10 protein-coding genes are annotated in these 16,224 nt (G+C 36.8%); 4 read left to right on the forward strand and 6 right to left on the reverse strand.

Annotated elements, in window-relative coordinates; translation table 11 throughout:
• Window positions 1–68 precede the first annotated feature (68 nt).
• The 3 genes from mukB to mukF are packed head-to-tail and all read right to left on the reverse strand — an operon-like array spanning window position 69 to window position 6,587.
• On the reverse strand, window positions 69–4,487 hold the full coding sequence (mukB, locus tag J3U36_RS02115) for a chromosome partition protein MukB (protein WP_267380440.1): 4,419 nt from the start codon (window positions 4,485–4,487) through the stop codon (window positions 69–71).
• A gap of 2 nt (window positions 4,488–4,489) precedes the next feature.
• Entirely contained in the window at window positions 4,490–5,221 is a 732-nt protein-coding gene (gene mukE, locus J3U36_RS02120) for a chromosome partition protein MukE (RefSeq protein ID WP_363317426.1), read from the reverse strand.
• 43 nt (window positions 5,222–5,264) lie between these two features.
• Window positions 5,265–6,587 carry a chromosome partition protein MukF gene (gene mukF / locus J3U36_RS02125; protein ID WP_267380438.1) on the reverse strand — a complete coding sequence of 441 codons (1,323 nt, stop codon included), beginning with the start codon at window positions 6,585–6,587 and terminating at the stop codon, window positions 5,265–5,267.
• Between the two features lie 379 nt (window positions 6,588–6,966).
• On the opposite strand from mukF, the gene J3U36_RS02130 reads away from it, so the two are divergent.
• Window positions 6,967–7,692 carry a DUF4198 domain-containing protein gene (locus J3U36_RS02130; protein WP_267380436.1) on the forward strand — a complete coding sequence of 242 codons (726 nt, stop codon included), beginning with the start codon at window positions 6,967–6,969 and terminating at the stop codon, window positions 7,690–7,692.
• Between the two features lie 47 nt (window positions 7,693–7,739).
• Here J3U36_RS02130 and J3U36_RS02135 read toward each other — a convergent pair whose 3' ends face one another.
• Complete coding sequence (locus tag J3U36_RS02135; RefSeq protein ID WP_267380434.1) at window positions 7,740–9,128, reverse strand: MFS transporter; 1,389 nt, start codon at window positions 9,126–9,128, stop codon at window positions 7,740–7,742.
• 575 nt (window positions 9,129–9,703) lie between these two features.
• Here J3U36_RS02135 and pntA point away from each other — a divergent pair.
• Window positions 9,704–11,236: a Re/Si-specific NAD(P)(+) transhydrogenase subunit alpha gene (pntA, locus tag J3U36_RS02140; RefSeq protein ID WP_267380433.1), complete on the forward strand. Its 1,533-nt coding sequence runs from the start codon at window positions 9,704–9,706 to the stop codon at window positions 11,234–11,236.
• A 15-nt stretch (window positions 11,237–11,251) separates the two neighbouring features.
• Window positions 11,252–12,652 (forward strand): Re/Si-specific NAD(P)(+) transhydrogenase subunit beta, encoded by a 1,401-nt coding sequence (pntB, locus tag J3U36_RS02145; RefSeq protein WP_267380431.1) that lies wholly within the window; start codon window positions 11,252–11,254, stop codon window positions 12,650–12,652.
• Window positions 12,653–12,744: 92 nt separating this feature from the next.
• Here the strand turns inward: pntB and fabR are convergent, their stop codons facing one another.
• Both fabR and oxyR read right to left on the reverse strand, forming a co-directional pair.
• Window positions 12,745–13,389 (reverse strand): HTH-type transcriptional repressor FabR, encoded by a 645-nt coding sequence (fabR, locus tag J3U36_RS02150; RefSeq protein WP_267352383.1) that lies wholly within the window; start codon window positions 13,387–13,389, stop codon window positions 12,745–12,747.
• A gap of 45 nt (window positions 13,390–13,434) precedes the next feature.
• Window positions 13,435–14,361 (reverse strand): DNA-binding transcriptional regulator OxyR, encoded by a 927-nt coding sequence (gene oxyR / locus J3U36_RS02155; protein ID WP_267361364.1) that lies wholly within the window; start codon window positions 14,359–14,361, stop codon window positions 13,435–13,437.
• A gap of 462 nt (window positions 14,362–14,823) precedes the next feature.
• On the opposite strand from oxyR, the gene pcnB reads away from it, so the two are divergent.
• Entirely contained in the window at window positions 14,824–16,158 is a 1,335-nt protein-coding gene (gene pcnB / locus J3U36_RS02160) for a polynucleotide adenylyltransferase PcnB (protein WP_416379850.1), read from the forward strand.
• Window positions 16,159–16,224 lie beyond the last annotated feature (66 nt).

Below are 16,224 nucleotides of genomic sequence, written 5' to 3' on the forward strand. Positions count from 1 at the left end.
TATCAGACAATAACCTCTTTATCGACTTTCATCAATAAAGAGGTGGTATAAATCTATCCAGTATTCCGTTATGCAAAGCCTTTTAATCCAACCACATGAACATGTTCTTGATTGTTGATTACTTTACGTACCAGTTTGTAAGTTGTACCTTTTTCTGGACTAATGTTTTCAGGTGCAGCAATAATAAGCTGCATTTCTAACCGTTCACAAAGTTCAAAGAGTGTAGCAATAGACTTGGCATCAAGTCGAGCGGCTTCGTCCAAGAATAATAAACGACATGGTGAGATGTCTTTATTACGTAAGCGTTTGGATTCTTCTTCCCAACTTTGTATAACCATTAATAGTATTGACATACCGGTACCGATTGCTTCACCGGTTGATAATGCACCACTTTCAGCACGTAACCAACCATCTGCACCCCGATTAACTTCAACGTCCATTTCTAGATAATTGCGGTAATCAAGTAATTCTTCACCAATATTTTGTGCGGTTCGTTGTCCCATATCGATATGAGGATTTAAACGTTGATAAAGTTTTGCTAACGCTTCAGAGAAGGTTATGCGGTTATTGCTGAAGAGATCTTGATGCTCGTTCTGGTCATCTGCTAATGCCGCTAACAGTGATGAGTGAGCTTCACGAATCGTGACATTTAATCGTACGCCATTCACCTGTCCAAATGCCACCGCTTGTAAACCTTGGTTAAGCATACGAATACGGTTTTGTTCACGCTGAATAGTTTTACGGATAATATTTGCTACACTTTTTGAGCTGATCGCTAACTGTTGCTCACGTGAAGTTAATTCTTCGGTCAAACGTGATAATTCAATTTCCATTTGTTCAATGGCTTCAATTGGGTCATCCGTTTTGACGATATCTTGGCGAATTCGCTCGCGAAGATGTTTATAAACGGCAATATAAAATTGAATTTTGCGTTCTGGTCGTTTTGGATCTTCGGATAGTCTTAATACATCACGTAAGTGCTCGTTGTCATTGACCGCTAAACGTAATGAACCTAACGCTTTATCCGACATTGAACGTAGTTCATCTGCACTTAAATAAGCCAGCTCACGTCGATGTAATCGTCGTTCAACACTGTTTTCTTTAACTAAACGTAATACTAAGCACCACCCTGCTTTGGCTTCAACAACTTGTTCTCTAAGCTGTTTATAATCCCGCAGTGTTTGAGCTAGTCGTTTTTGCATTTGGGTCATTTCGCTTTCACACATAATGAGCTGCTTTTCAAGCGACGTACAATGTTGACGATTACTATTCAGTTTTTGATGAATTTCATCACGACGAGCTCGAGCACGCTCTTCAGTGATCGCATCCGCTTTCACACCAATTTGATCTATTTCTTTATGCAGTTCATTAAGCATATCTCGTTTAGTTTCAAAGGCGCTTTTTAGTGAAGCTAACGTTTGATTATATTGATTATACTTATCTTGATATTGCTGCATTTGACTGCGTGCTTCAGTTCTTTGTGCTTCAACAATTTCTAATCGAGCTCGCAATTTTTCGTTTAAATCAGTATTTTCATTCAACATTCCAGCTGAATCTTCATAACTAAAGTGAGCCCGGCGTTGCATTACTTCCGTTAGTGCAAATACTTGCTGGCGAATAGTGTGTTGCTGTGCTTTAACGATGTTGTATTGTTCACGTAATGCTTCGTTTTGTTCAGGATCACTTTGTAATACAGCAACTAACGGTTCAAGCTCAGAAACGGTATGGCGATGACGGCTGACGTATTGCGCCGCATCTTGTGCTTCAGCAACCTGTTCACGCAATTCATCTACTCTATCCGCTAAATCATCATCAGCCAGTAAATGCATTTGAGCAACTAATCGGTTTACTGTCACTAATTGCTCTTTACAATTGGCAACTTGCTGTTGATTTTGTTTATCAATCGATTCTTGTGATGTTAATTGACGTTCAATTTCATTGCGTCTTGTCGCTAATTTTTGCGCTTCAGCTTCGGGATCGATATCAAAGGCAACCGATAAATATTCACCAATAAATTGACCAACATTTTGCTCAATACGTTGTAATTTTTGTAAATCAAATGAAAGGTTAGCATAACGTTCATGCAGCTCATCTCGCTCTAATGATAGTTTTTCAAGATGAATTTCACGTGCTGCTCGCCCAAATAATGGAACTTTTGGAAAACTGGAGAAGCGCCATTGGCGTTCACCTGTTTTAACCAATACAGCCTTATTCATCTCTTCACAATCAAAAACACTATCATCAAATGAGGATGGATCACCTTCAATAAAATAGATATCTTCTGGATAATCTTCTTCACTGGTGGTCAGATTTTCAAGTTGCGCTTTAACTTGCGACAAATCCGGCACCACAATTGCTTGACGTGATGGGCCATATAACGCTGAGAAGTAAGGTGCATCATCAATGGTGACATCTTCGTAAATTTCAGAAAGTAATACACCATTAAATCGCTCAGCTAATGCCGATAAACGACCATCATCAACCCCACTTGGTTGATTAAGTTGTTCAATTTGAATATCTAATTGATTTCGTTTGAACGTTATCTGATCGCGTTCTGTAACTAATGCACGTTCTTGTTCAAGTAGCTGTTGCATATGTTGCGTGACAGCTTGACTGTGGGTAAAGCTTTGTCCAGTTTGCTCTTGTAGGGCAATTAAGGCATCTTGTGCTTTTATCCACATTGGTGCTTTTTGTCGATAATCCGCTATTTTGGATTGAATTTGTTCAAGTTCTTGTCTGAATTCGATTCGTTTTTCACTTGATTCATTGGCCAATATTGCGTTTTCATCAAGTTGTATTTCAAGTTCTTGTTTTAACTCGTCAAGTTGATCATATTCAATTTGGCGACCAATACGTTTACAGAATTGGGTTAATAGTGATTCGGCTTCTTTTTGTTCAAAAAAGCGTTGTTCTAATTCATCAAGTTGGAGTTGTAAATGTTCAGCTTGTTCAGCTTGATAACATTGTGACGGCCATTGTCTTAATGCTTCTTTCGCTGCACGCCAAGCATCACTACGAACAACATCGCCAACTAATTTCACCACTAATTGATATGCCCGATCAAATTGATTTATCGCCGCATCAGAAACACTGAGTCTTTGCTCCATTTCAAGCACTTGATCAGTTATTTCTTTTTGTTTTTCTTCAAAAATCTCAAAATGATTTTCGATATTGCTTATGCCTAATTTGGGTAATTGACATAAAGATTGAGCATTTTTTAGTGCTTGCAAAGCTTGTTGATATTGAATGGCACGGGTTTGTTGTACATCAAGCGCTTGTTGATAATCTGCTAATTGCGTTTTGATTTCATCCACTTCGTGTTCGGTGTGTTCCACTTGATCTCGATAAGTTTGATACTGTTCATTTGCTTCAAGTACAACTTCATTTTGCTCTTCAAGTTTTAAATTGAGATCATCTAAATCGGCTTGATAACGGTCAATTTTTTCTTGTTGGCGTAGCGCTGTTTGCGCTAAATTAAGGTGATCATTGGCTGCTTGTAAGTCGGTTTCTAAGTCACTTTGTGCATCTTGAAACTCTTTAAGTTCTTTTGCCATTTCAACTTGGCGGAACTGGTTACTGATGAGCAAATCTTGTGTTTTGAACATATCACGACGCAAACCCAGCACCGATTCAATATGTACACGACGCTCGTTAGCATGACGCATATAATCCGCAGCCACGTAATCGGTTGATTCAGTGATAAGATGTTTAAATAGGTCTCGGTCAGATTGAGTCACCCGAATAGCTTCTAGTGTCATTCGGTTTTCACGAAGTGCCGCTTCCATATCCTGAAACGCTTTACGTACACCACTATTTTCAGGAAGTAAGTAATCACGAAGTGAGCGAGTAATCGCACTTGAAATACCACCATATAGTGACGCTTCAATCAATCGGTAATATTTACTACGATCGGATGAGGAACGTAAGCGCTTAGGTAATACACCAAAGTCAAACATAACCGAATGATAATCGGTAATTGAATTAAATTGCTTAAAGATAACGCCTTCTATTGTGTCGACTTTATCTTTTAATTCAGGCAAGGATAAAATTCTTGCTTGTTTATCATTTAAACGTTCGGTTACCAGTTCAGTTGGGCTAATGCCAACAGGTAAACCTTGTAATAGAAAAGGTTTGATGTCGACTTTTTTATCACGCCCAGCCACTTGCTGTAATCGAACACCGCATATAATTCGCTGATTACGTGAATTAATGACATCAAGCATGGAATAACAAACGCCAGGTTTTAATTTACCATGTAAACCTTTATCACGTGATCCTGATGTCGCACCAGCTTCAGTAGTATTTCGAAAGTGTAATAATGTTAAATCAGGAATTAATGCGGTCACAAATGCCGCCATGGTTGTGGATTTACCTGCCCCATTCCCGCCTGAAAGCGTGGTGACAAGTTGATCTAATTCAAATGTTCTGGCAAAAAAACCATTCCAGTTTATTAGGGTTAATGAGTGAAACTTACCGTGTCCAATCATAATTATTCAATCTCCTCATTAACATCTTCTTCTTGTTCTTCGTTATTATCATCGTCTAGGATAAGCGATGACTCGATTTTGATTGCTTCACCGTCTCGAATTAAACGTAATTGTGCTTCTTGTGCATCATCACTACTGCGCACATCGGCCCCAAAACGGAAGATAGATTCGTTGATACGAAAACGGCTACTGTCATTACCCACAATAAAAAATATCATGCCTAAACGACGTAATCGATTAAGTGCCGTTTTGACTTTATCAAATAGCTTTTGCCGATCCAAATCTGATCCAGTCGACCGTTGATTAACTAATTTAAGTAATTTACTTTCATCCGCTAACGAAACAAGTTCATCAAAAAGTTCTTGTAAGGTAAAAATACCTTCATGCGCTAGCCGTTCAGGACTTAAATATAAATAACAAAGGACTTTCCCGACTAACATATCAAGTTCAGATAACACCGAACGGGGGATTAATGTTGTTGAACGAGGACGAAGGTAGAAAAAGCCTTCTGGTGCACGAATTAATTCGACGTTATAACGTTGATAGAATTGTTCCAGTTCAAGTTGAAAATCCATTAAAAAGGCATGATTATCCAGTTCATCTATACCGATATGGCGTCCGGAACGCAATAAACTATCAAGCTCAGGAAAAAGGGGATTGGCAATTGCCTGTGCTAATTTAACGGGCATATATTTATCGATAGATGCTTGGGAACTTGCCGCAATGCGACCCATAACTTCATCAAGATGATGAGCTGTTTGTTCTAATTCTAAATCTTTAGTATCTGTTGATGACATGTGCTTGTACCTTAGCTCCATAATCGTTAATAGGTTTCCATTCGGCTGGGATACCGAGTAAATCATTTTCGGCAATCCCTAAACGAATAGCCTGATCGATAAATAATCTTGCAATATCAAAATGTTGTTCCCGTGGGAACTGTGCTAGATAACTATGAATAGCAATACTCATATCCAGTGGTTTATTTTCTTGTTTGAAGACCAATAAATTTTGTTCGATATGGGCAATAATGTGTTCTTGAATCTCTTCAATCATCTCAAATTCAAGTTCTGACGGTAATTCACCCGTTACTTCTGCTTCGTGTAGTGCAAGTTCTTCATCACGCATATCAAGTAGGCGATCAGCATTGGCAAAAATAAGTGACCAAGGTAAATCGAAATAGCCTTGTATTGATTTACGTAATCGCTGTGAAAAGACTCTATTTTTATCTAAATCAATAGCGGTACGGATAAATTTATGAACATGGCGATCATAACCAATCCAAAGATCAATCGCCTTTTGTCCCCAGCCAATAATGCGATCAAGTTTGCCTTGTAAATCCATAACCACATTATTGATTTTATCGAGATCAGGATTATCCAAGGTTGCATCTTGAATCAAGAGCAGACTTGCTTGGAGTTTATCGCCTGCAGCGGCGAGTGTATCTTGCAATTCTCTTAATGTTTGTGACGTTTCAGTGAGTAGACCTTCACAACTACTAATTGCTGCTTGCCAATCTTGGCTTAATAATGCCGAAATATTTTGTTTTACATCCGCTTGTTGCTCATCCATTACCCGTTGGGTAATATCAATACTATCAAAAATCTCTGCAACGGAGTATTTCAAGGGTGCAAAAACGTTACGATGCCAGTGAAGATCATCACCACCTTCTAGTGCTGCATCAGCCGCACGTTTTAGCTCTTGAGCAACAATAGAAAGCTGAATTGATAAACGTAACGTAGAAAATTCTCGTTGACGAATATAGTAATCCGAAATGCCAATTCCCAAAGGCGTCAAACGATAAATTGAATAACCATCAGTCATTTCGCTAGCAAAACGCGTAATTAATCGCTGGCGTACTAAATCATTAATGGCATTATTTGCTCGAACAGCAATGGTATCTTCACTCTGTTCAAAAATTTGTGATACATGCCTGAAAGCATCAATTAATTCAGATTCAGTCATTTCACCATCAAAGCGTTCGCTATTTAAGACGGCTATCGCCAATAAAAAAGCAAGCCGTTCAACTGGCAAATTAATTGAAAAATCATTTTTTTTTGCCCAAGAGACCAGTTCTGGCACTGATTGGGAAAAATCCATCATAGTGGTTCCTTAATAATAGATGCTCAATTGTTGAATGCGCCCTAAATATAAATGAGTAAGACAATATATTGCGTTAAGGACAAAATACTTTTGATTATATAACAAATTGTAATAGTTAAAAATAGCAAGTTTAAGATTTGTTATTCATAATATGTTTTTATATATCAAAAAAATAAAAACACAATTTGGTTATTTATATTCAAGAATTGTAATGCAATTATTTTATTACTAAAGCGATCAAAAACGAACAAAACATATTTTATATTTAATTATCATATTAAACATTTTTTGATGATCAATAATTACACAAATAGCATTGACTTTTTTTATATCGATATGATAATGATTATCATTTTCATAAAATATAAGGATTTTTATCGTGCGTAAATTATTTGTACTCATCTTATCAGGAAGTGTTACTTGTATGATATCACAATCGCTTTCTGCTCATGGTATTTGGATCGCTAATCGGGTTGATCAAAAGCAAATCGTTTTAGGTGAAGGCCCGTTAGATAATGGTTATCAAACGGAATATGTAAAAAAGATTCATGCTTATAATGGTAATTGGACTTCTTTACCGATTAATCAAAAAAAACATCAAAATTATGTGACCGTTGAACCGACAGAAAATACCGCTGTTGTAACGGTTAGTTTTGATTATGGTTATTGGACTAAAAATGCACAGGGTAAATATGTTAATCTTCCGATGAATAAAGTAGAAGGAGCGAGTAAAGGAACCCATGCCATTAAATACAGTGTCAATTATTTATCATCCGTCAACACACCTAAACGGGTTGAAGATATTCCGTTACAAATAGTACCAGCAGTTGATCCAACCCAATTAAAACGCGGTGATAATTTACTTGTAACAGTCTATAAAGATAATCAGCCATTAACAAATACTGCTGTTATTATCGATGTCGTTAATAATTTAGATAAAACGGTTATAACTGATGATAAAGGTCAAGCGACCATTACTATTCCTAATCAAGGCTTAAACGTAGTAGGTGTCGAAATAGGTTTTCCCCTAAAAGATAGCCAACTTGCGACTCAAGAAAAATTTTTTACAACATTAGTTTTTACACTCATGCCAGAAGAAGATTAATTTAAACAATAAAAACGGGATTAAAAAATCCCGTTTTTATCTTGATTTTATACTTCAGCTTCGACAGGTCGAGGAATAAAGAAACTACAAACTAAGGCTAAAATTGTAATGATTAATCCTAATAACATTCCATTAAAATAACCCTTAACGGTATAACCACTTATCATTTGTACAGCAGGCAATAAAGCAAAACTTAATCCTGCACCTAAATTAAAAGCCCCTGCATTCATGCCTGGCAGAAAACCTAAGTTTTCTTTAGGCGATAAGACTATACCAAGACCATTTAAAATGATATTCGCCATTCCTGCATAAAAAATACCTAATGCAATAACACCAATAATTAATATCGGTAGTGAATCAATCCCGTAGAACATGATCATTAATTGACTAATGACACATCCTATTAAACCTAATTTAAGTACCTTATTGTAACCTAAACTTGGCGCCAAACGTCCAGAAAATGGCCCTATCAACCACCCAATTAAGGCATAAGGTGTTAATAAAATAAGTGAAGCCCAATCAGCTTCTAAACCAAATCCGATTTCAGTATTTTGCGCTAATGACATCACTAACCCATTAACGACGGCAAAAATCCCTGTCATAGTTAATAGTGTGGTTAACAATATTGCCCAAGTTGCTCTGGTTTTTAAATGTACTATCGTTACTAATGGTTGTTTACTGGTTTTTTCTGTTTTCCAAAATAGAATAAAACAGATACCAGCAAAAATAGTTAATCCTATGACTTTAAACCAGTTGGCAAGGGCTAAATTCCCTGCTTCATTTAGCGCTAGTAACAATGCAGCAACGGTAAGCACAATGAACAGCACACCTAACCAATCCATTTTGGTTCCTTCAGAAGGTTTAGACTCAGGTGCATAACGATGAACAAAATAGGTGGATAGCGCTGCGGCAATCGCAATGACCCAAAACACCGAACGAAAACCGCAATAAGTTGCAAGCAGACCGCCGGCAATTGCATCTATGCCAGCAATACCGCCATTTACAGCGGTCACAATGCCCATTAACATGCCATATTTTTTGACATCTTTAACTTCATGACTGAGCATCAGTAAACAAAGTGGAACGACTGGCCCTGATACACCTTGAATAATTCGCGCAATATATAATACAACGATATTCGGGGCAACCGCTGCAAGCACCGTACCTAATGTCATAATAAACAACATAATCGTTAAGACTTTTTTACGACCTTTTATATCACTTAAACGGGGTAAAAATAATGAAAACAGTGCAGCAGAGGTAAAAAAAGCGGTTTGGGATAATCCGACTTGAGCGTCGTTAGAACCTAATTCTTTAGCAATAGTGACTAATACTGGGCTTAACATACTCGCATTGAGTTGAAATGCTACACAAGCAGCAAGCAATGCAAACATTAATGTTAGCATACTATTTTTTTTCTGGCTTAATTCGGCCATATTTTACCTCGTTAATACTTATTATTGGACAATACTTGGTTTTACCATAACCTCAACAGCAAATTACAGGGCTATTAATTGTTACGTATAAATCAAAACAACACTGTTTTGTGTTTATAAGACTGACACTAAAAATCCCAACGATTTAATATCAATTGGGATAGGTTAACGTTTTATCTCGCCAGCATTATTTACCGATTTTTCCATAAATCTTTTTAATTGAACTATTTTGATTGAATGTTCTGATAAATTCCAAGTTTTATACGATGAATCACAAGCCAACTAAACCTGTTTTCTTTCTAATAAATGCAAAGCTATCAGTAGAAGGAATGATCAATTTTAGGTAAACTAACACATCTATTTCTTCCTTAATTAGTTCACTATCAAAAAGATTTAATCACATTGGTTGCAGGGTAAATATTTTAATTTTAATTCACAGATTTAAAATCCAATTATTATTAAATTTAATATTAATATTTCGATAATAAAAAATAAATTCCCTACTCGCACCGTCGCTAATTTATGCTAAAATCGAGAAACATTTACAAGCTCACTTAACATAAGGACGTAACGCAATGCATATCGGTATACCTAAAGAACGGTTAGCCAATGAAGCAAGAGTTGCTGCTACACCACAAACTGTTGGACAACTGTTAAAACTTGGTTTTACAGTTTCAGTTGAACAAGGTGCTGGACATGCTGCTCATTTCGAAGACCAAGCTTTCATTGATGCTGGAGCCACAATTCAAAATACTCAAGATATTTGGCAAAATGACTTAATTCTTAAATTTCACGCACCAACTGATGAAGAAATCGCGTTGATGAAAGAAGGATCAACTCTCATTAGCTATATTTATCCTGCTCAGCATAAAGAGTTATTGGAAAAACTTGCTGCCAAAAATATAACAGTCATGGCAATGGATTGTGTGCCACGTATTTCACGAGCACAATCACTTGATGCATTAAGTTCAATGTCTAACATCGCTGGTTATCGTTCAGTTATTGAAGCGGCAAATCAATTTGGTCGTTTTTTTACCGGTCAAGTTACCGCTGCAGGTAAAGTCCCACCAGCAAAAGTTTTAGTCATTGGTGCCGGTGTTGCCGGTCTTGCTGCAATCGGTGCAGCGGTGAGTTTAGGTGCAATTGTTCGGGCATTTGATACTCGCCCTGAAGTTGCCGAACAAATTAATAGTATGGGCGCTGATTTTTTAGAATTAGATTTTGAAGAAGAAGCCGGTTCAGGCGACGGCTATGCAAAACAAATGTCAGCAGCTTTTATTGAAGCTGAAATGGCTTTATTTGCTGAACAAGCCAAAGATGTGGATATCATCATCACAACCGCTCTTATCCCCGGTAAACCTGCGCCGAAGTTGATTTCTAAAGAAATGGTAGAGTCAATGAAACCAGGTAGTGTGATTGTAGATTTAGCGGCACTAACAGGTGGTAACTGCGAATTAACCAAACCAGGTAAAGTTTTTGAAACCAATAATAACGTTAAAATCGTTGGTTATACTGATTTAGCTAATCGTATGCCTGCACAAGCCTCACAGCTTTATGGTACGAATATTGTTAATTTGCTAAAACTGCTCGCTAAAGAGAAAGACGGCAATATTGATATCAACTTTAATGATGTTGTTATTCGTGGTGTGACAGTGGTTAAAGATAAAGAAATCACTTGGCCTGCACCACCAATACAAGTGTCGGCTCAACCGCAACAAAAAGCGACAACGCCTGTTGTAAAACCCGAACCGAAACAAATGGCACCACAAAAAAAATTTGGAATTCTGGCTCTGTTAATCATCGCCTATTTTTGGATTGCTAATTCAGTTCCAGAAAGCTTTTTAGGGCATTTTACTGTTTTTGCCTTATCCTGTGTTGTGGGTTATTACGTTGTTTGGAATGTCACCCACTCTTTACATACACCACTTATGTCTGTAACAAATGCGATTTCAGGCATTATTTTAGTCGGTGCCATATTGCAAATTGGTGATGATAATGGTTTAACGACTGCCATTGCCTTTGTAGCTATTTTGATTGCTAGCATCAATATTTTTGGTGGATTCTTTGTTACTCAAAGAATGCTAAAAATGTTCCAACGTGGCAAATAGAGGGGAGTATCAATAATGTTCAGTAATGGAATTATTCAAGCAGCCTATGTGATTGCTGCATTACTTTTTATATTTAGTCTACGTGGACTTTCAAATCAAGAGACAGCTAAATCTGGCAATATTTACGGTATGATCGGCATGGCTATTGCACTTATTGCTGCCGTTGCAAGTATTAAAGGTGGATTGCATTGGATCATTATTGCCATGATTCTGGGCGCTGCTATTGGTTTATACCTAGCCAAAAAAGTCGAAATGACGCAAATGCCTGAACTGGTGGCATTACTTCATAGCTTTGTTGGGATGGCAGCAGTACTTGTTGGTTTAAATAGCTTTTTAGATTTAAATAGTGCAATACTGATATACCATAGTAGTGAAATGACCGTTCATTTAGTCGAGATTTTTGTCGGTGTCTTTATTGGTGCAGTAACATTCTCAGGTTCTATTGTCGCATTTGGCAAACTTAATGGACGCATTAGCTCAAAACCATTATCTATTCCAAATAAACATTATTGGAATTTAGCTGCGATAGTTGTTTCAATCATTTTAATGTTTACGTTCATTGAGCTAAAAACAGGCGCTGGCGCACTGCTCTGCTTACTTGCCATGACCATTATTGCATTTGTATTTGGCTTCCACCTTGTTGCATCTATTGGTGGTGCAGATATGCCTGTGGTTATTTCGATGTTAAACTCGTATTCAGGTTGGGCTGCCGCCGCTGCCGGATTTATGCTAAGTAATGATTTATTAATTGTTACTGGTGCATTAGTCGGTTCTTCAGGCGCCATTCTTTCTTATATTATGTGTAAAGCAATGAATCGCTCTTTCATTAGCGTTATTGCAGGCGGTTTTGGTACTGACGGTAGCTCAGCTAACACTACTGATGAAGAACAAGGTGAATATCGTGAAATGCAACCTGCTGAAGTTGCACAAACGTTAAAAGAAGCGCGTTCTGTCATTATTGTACCGGGTTATGGTATGGCAGTTGCGCAAGCACAAGGCGCTGTCAGTAATATTACAGAAAAACTACGTGGTATGGGAATTGAAGTAAGATTCGGGATTCACCCCGTTGCAGGACGTTTACCAGGTCACATGAATGTATTATTAGCAGAAGCTAAAGTCCCTTATGATATCGTACTAGAAATGGACGAAATCAATGATGATTTTCCTGATACAGATGTTGTTTGGGTCATTGGTGCAAATGATACGGTTAACCCTGCGGCAGAAGAAGATCCAAATAGCCCTATCGCAGGCATGCCTGTACTTGAAGTTTGGAAAGCGAAAACGGTGATTATTTCTAAACGTTCAATGAATACGGGTTATGCAGGCGTACAAAACCCACTATTTTTTAAAGAAAATAGCTATATGTTATTTGGCGATGCGAAAGATAGTGTTGAAAAAGTATTACAGAATCTGTAATGGTTATTGATTAAATCATTTTATTTAACTGCGGTTTAAACCGCAGTTTTTTTATAACCAAATTATAGGTTTTATTAAATAAAAAAATTAAATTAGCGATTTTCGAGTTTAATTTGTTCTTTATGATAAAGATAATAGGCGCCACGTGAAACCATACGAAGTTGAAATATCAGATCTTCGATGAGTTCCTGACGTTGAACGATATCAAAATCAATTGCTTCCGCACCCGCATTAAATGCAATGGTTACCATTGCCTCTGCTTGAGCTTCATTATAGTAATGGGGCATGTTATTGGCATTATCAAGATAATCAACCAGTTCAACAATAAAATGTTGTATTTCGCGAGCGATAGCGGAGCGAAAAGCTGATGAGGTTCCGGCTTTTTCACGTAATAGTAATAAAAAAACTTTCGGATTTTTATCAATAAACTCAATGAAGGTTGTAACAGAGGTGCGTAAGACACTGCCTCCTTTCTCAATACGTTTTCGAGCTTGACGTAATAATTGACGAAGTGTTAGACCACTTTCGTCAACCATTGCTAAACCTAACTCATCCATATCTCGAAAATGACGGTAAAAAGAGGTCGCTGCAATACCTGCTTCACGTGCAACTTCACGCAAACTTAAACTTGCAAAACCTTGCTCTGCGTTAAGTTGATTAAATGCTGCATCGATTAAGCTACGGCGTGTTTTTTCTTTTTGTTTTGCACGCACGCCACCTGATTTGCTATTTTTCATTTTTATTTTTAATAACTTTAAATAAATTGATTCGTTCTAAAATAATTATTTCGCCACGTTAAGTAATTTTTCTTTTTCAGCAAATACTTTTGGCATATGATCACGAATTGTTTTAGCAATGGTTTCATAACGAGACCGTAATGGTGAACCTGGTCGATAAATCAGCTCAATACTTCGTGAAGGAACAGGATCAGTACAAGGGATATAACAAATATTATCACGAGTTCGCTCGTTTGGCGCGGCTAACTCAGGAAATAAAGTAATTCCACGACCGGCTGAAATCATACTGCGTAAAGTCTCAAGACTTGTTGCTTTAAATTGCTTGTCTTCGTCGATTCCAACTTGGAAACAATAACCCATAGCGTGTTCACGTAGACAGTGTCCGTCTTCTAACATGAGGAATTTTTGCCCTTTCAAATCTGAAAGCTTGATGGTTTTTTGATTAGCTAAATCGCTATTTGTAGGTACAGCTAAGAACATTGGTTCATCAAATAAAGGTAATTCAATAAATTGTGCTGTCTCTTTAACTTGAGCAACAATCGCACAATCAAGTTTACCACTTTCAAGTTGTGCAACAATATTGGCCGTTTGAGCTTCGTGCAAATAAAGTTCTAATTGAGGGAAAGATTCATGTAAAACCGTGATGACATGAGGCAATAAATAAGGTGCAATGGTGGGAATTAATCCAATATGCATTGGCCCTGACATCTCTTCACCTTGGCGGCTTGCCATCTCTTTCAAAATTTGGATATTACGTAATATCTCTTTGGCTTGTTCTACAAGCATCATGCCAGTTTGAGTAAATAAAACCTTGCGACTAGTGCGTTCTAACAACATTACGCCAAGTTCATCTTCCAATTTTCTGATCTGTCCACTTAAGGTTGGTTGACTTACATTACAAGCATCAGCTGCTTTACGAAAATGCCGGAATTCAGCTAAAGAAACAAAATATTCTAAATCACGAATATTCATAATGCCCCCGATAAGTTATCAGTTAATAGTATATACTCAAGTGATTTTGGGAACTTAATTGCAGTATAAAAATTAACGGTAAAAATGTCTTGTAATCATGTTTTAACGTTGTGTCTGTTGCTGGAAATTATTGTTTCCCTACAATTAACTCAAAAAAATTCAAGTATAAGTTTAAATAATTATAATCAGTTCCATGATATTACATAGATACAAACGAAATTAAATAAGTCGTTTTGATTGAACGATATTACTATATTGTACTATATAAATAAATGTTATTTTTGATAATTGTATTTAAAAAAATCAGATAGAAAAATCATTGACTGTTTTACGACGACTTATTCAAGGAGTTTAATGATTACTTAATAGTTATTGGTTTGAGCCGTGGAAAGTTAAATTCAATTAGGCTATAATTCGGCATTATATTTGGTTTACAATTTATAACAAATTTTGAGGTGCGCTATTTTTAAACAAGTTTCCCGCTTTTATCGTAAAATGTTTTGCCATGATAAACACCCTGAATCACATTATGTGTCCATTCCTCGTAATGAACATAATATCTCTCGCAAAGAGATAAGTGAAAATGCGCTTAAAGTACTTCATCGATTAAATAAACAAGGGTATGAGGCTTATTTAGTTGGAGGGTGTATTCGGGATCTTCTTTTAGGCAAAAAGCCAAAAGACTTCGATATTACAACCAATGCGACACCAGAACAAATACAAAAGATTTTCCGTAATTGCCGTTTAGTTGGAAGACGTTTTAGACTTGCCCATATTATGTTTGGTAAAGAAATTATTGAAGTGGCAACTTTCCGTGGTGAACATGATAATCAATTGGATCAAACCAATATGTCTAGACGTTCGCAATCCGGAATGTTATTACGCGATAATGTGTACGGAACCATAGAGCAAGATGCTATCCGTCGGGATTTCACCATAAATGCACTGTATTACAGTTTAAAAGACTTTAGCTTACGTGATTATTGTGGCGGTATTACAGATTTACAAAAAGGTCTAATTCGCTTAATCGGCGATCCTCAAGTACGCTACCGAGAAGATCCGGTCAGGATGTTAAGAACGGTACGCTTTGCCGCTAAATTGGATATGGAAATTGAAGCACAAACAGCAAAACCCATTAAGCACCTAGCACCATTATTGAAAAATATTCCAGCTGCTCGACTTTTTGATGAGTCGCTCAAACTTTTACAAACGGGAAATGGTTACGCAACTTATAAATTATTAAAAGAATATCATCTTTTTGAACAACTTTTTCCAGCTATTAACCGATTGTTCACAAATAATCAAAATAGCTTTTTAGAAAAAATCATTGAGCAAGTTCTTAAAAATACCGATTATCGCATTGCTAATAATAAAAGGGTTAATCCGGCATTTTTGTTTGCTGCATTTTTTTGGTACCCAATTATTGAGCAAACACAATTAACTTGTATTGAAGGTGGTTTGCAATTTCACGACGCTTTTTCTGTTGCTATCAACGATGTTCTTGCTGAACAATGTAAAGTGCTTGCCATCCCTCGACGGTTAACCTCTATTATGGGCGATATATGGCGTTTACAGCTACGCATGAAGAAAAGAGAAGGCAAACGAGCATTTGCAATTTTAGAAAATCCTAAGTTTCGTGCTGCTTATGATCTTCTTGAAATGCGAGCATCAATTGAAAAAGGCGAATTACTTGAACTGGCTAAATGGTGGGATGAATTTCAATTTACATCGCCTGAAAAACGAGTAATCATGGTCAAACAACTCAATAAAACATTTAAACGCAAAGGAAAACGTTAATTTTTCATTCGCACTTTTATAAATAACCGTTATAATGTGTTAATTATAAAAAACATAATTAATTTT

It is taken from the genome of Gilliamella sp. B3817 (genome assembly GCF_026536705.1).
In the GTDB taxonomy this organism is placed as follows: Bacteria; Pseudomonadota; Gammaproteobacteria; order Enterobacterales; family Orbaceae; genus Gilliamella; species Gilliamella apicola_I.

Coding starts and splice junctions, on each gene's coding strand:
- mukB (WP_267380440.1), bottom strand. CDS start 4,487: ATGATTGGACACGGTAAGTTTCACTCATTAACCCTAATAAACTGGAAT.
- mukE (WP_363317426.1), bottom strand. CDS start 5,221: ATGGGTCGCATTGCGGCAAGTTCCCAAGCATCTATCGATAAATATATG.
- mukF (WP_267380438.1), bottom strand. CDS start 6,587: ATGATGGATTTTTCCCAATCAGTGCCAGAACTGGTCTCTTGGGCAAAA.
- J3U36_RS02135 (WP_267380434.1), bottom strand. CDS start 9,128: ATGGCCGAATTAAGCCAGAAAAAAAATAGTATGCTAACATTAATGTTT.
- pntA (WP_267380433.1), top strand. CDS start 9,704: ATGCATATCGGTATACCTAAAGAACGGTTAGCCAATGAAGCAAGAGTT.
- pntB (WP_267380431.1), top strand. CDS start 11,252: ATGTTCAGTAATGGAATTATTCAAGCAGCCTATGTGATTGCTGCATTA.
- fabR (WP_267352383.1), bottom strand. CDS start 13,389: ATGAAAAATAGCAAATCAGGTGGCGTGCGTGCAAAACAAAAAGAAAAA.
- oxyR (WP_267361364.1), bottom strand. CDS start 14,361: ATGAATATTCGTGATTTAGAATATTTTGTTTCTTTAGCTGAATTCCGG.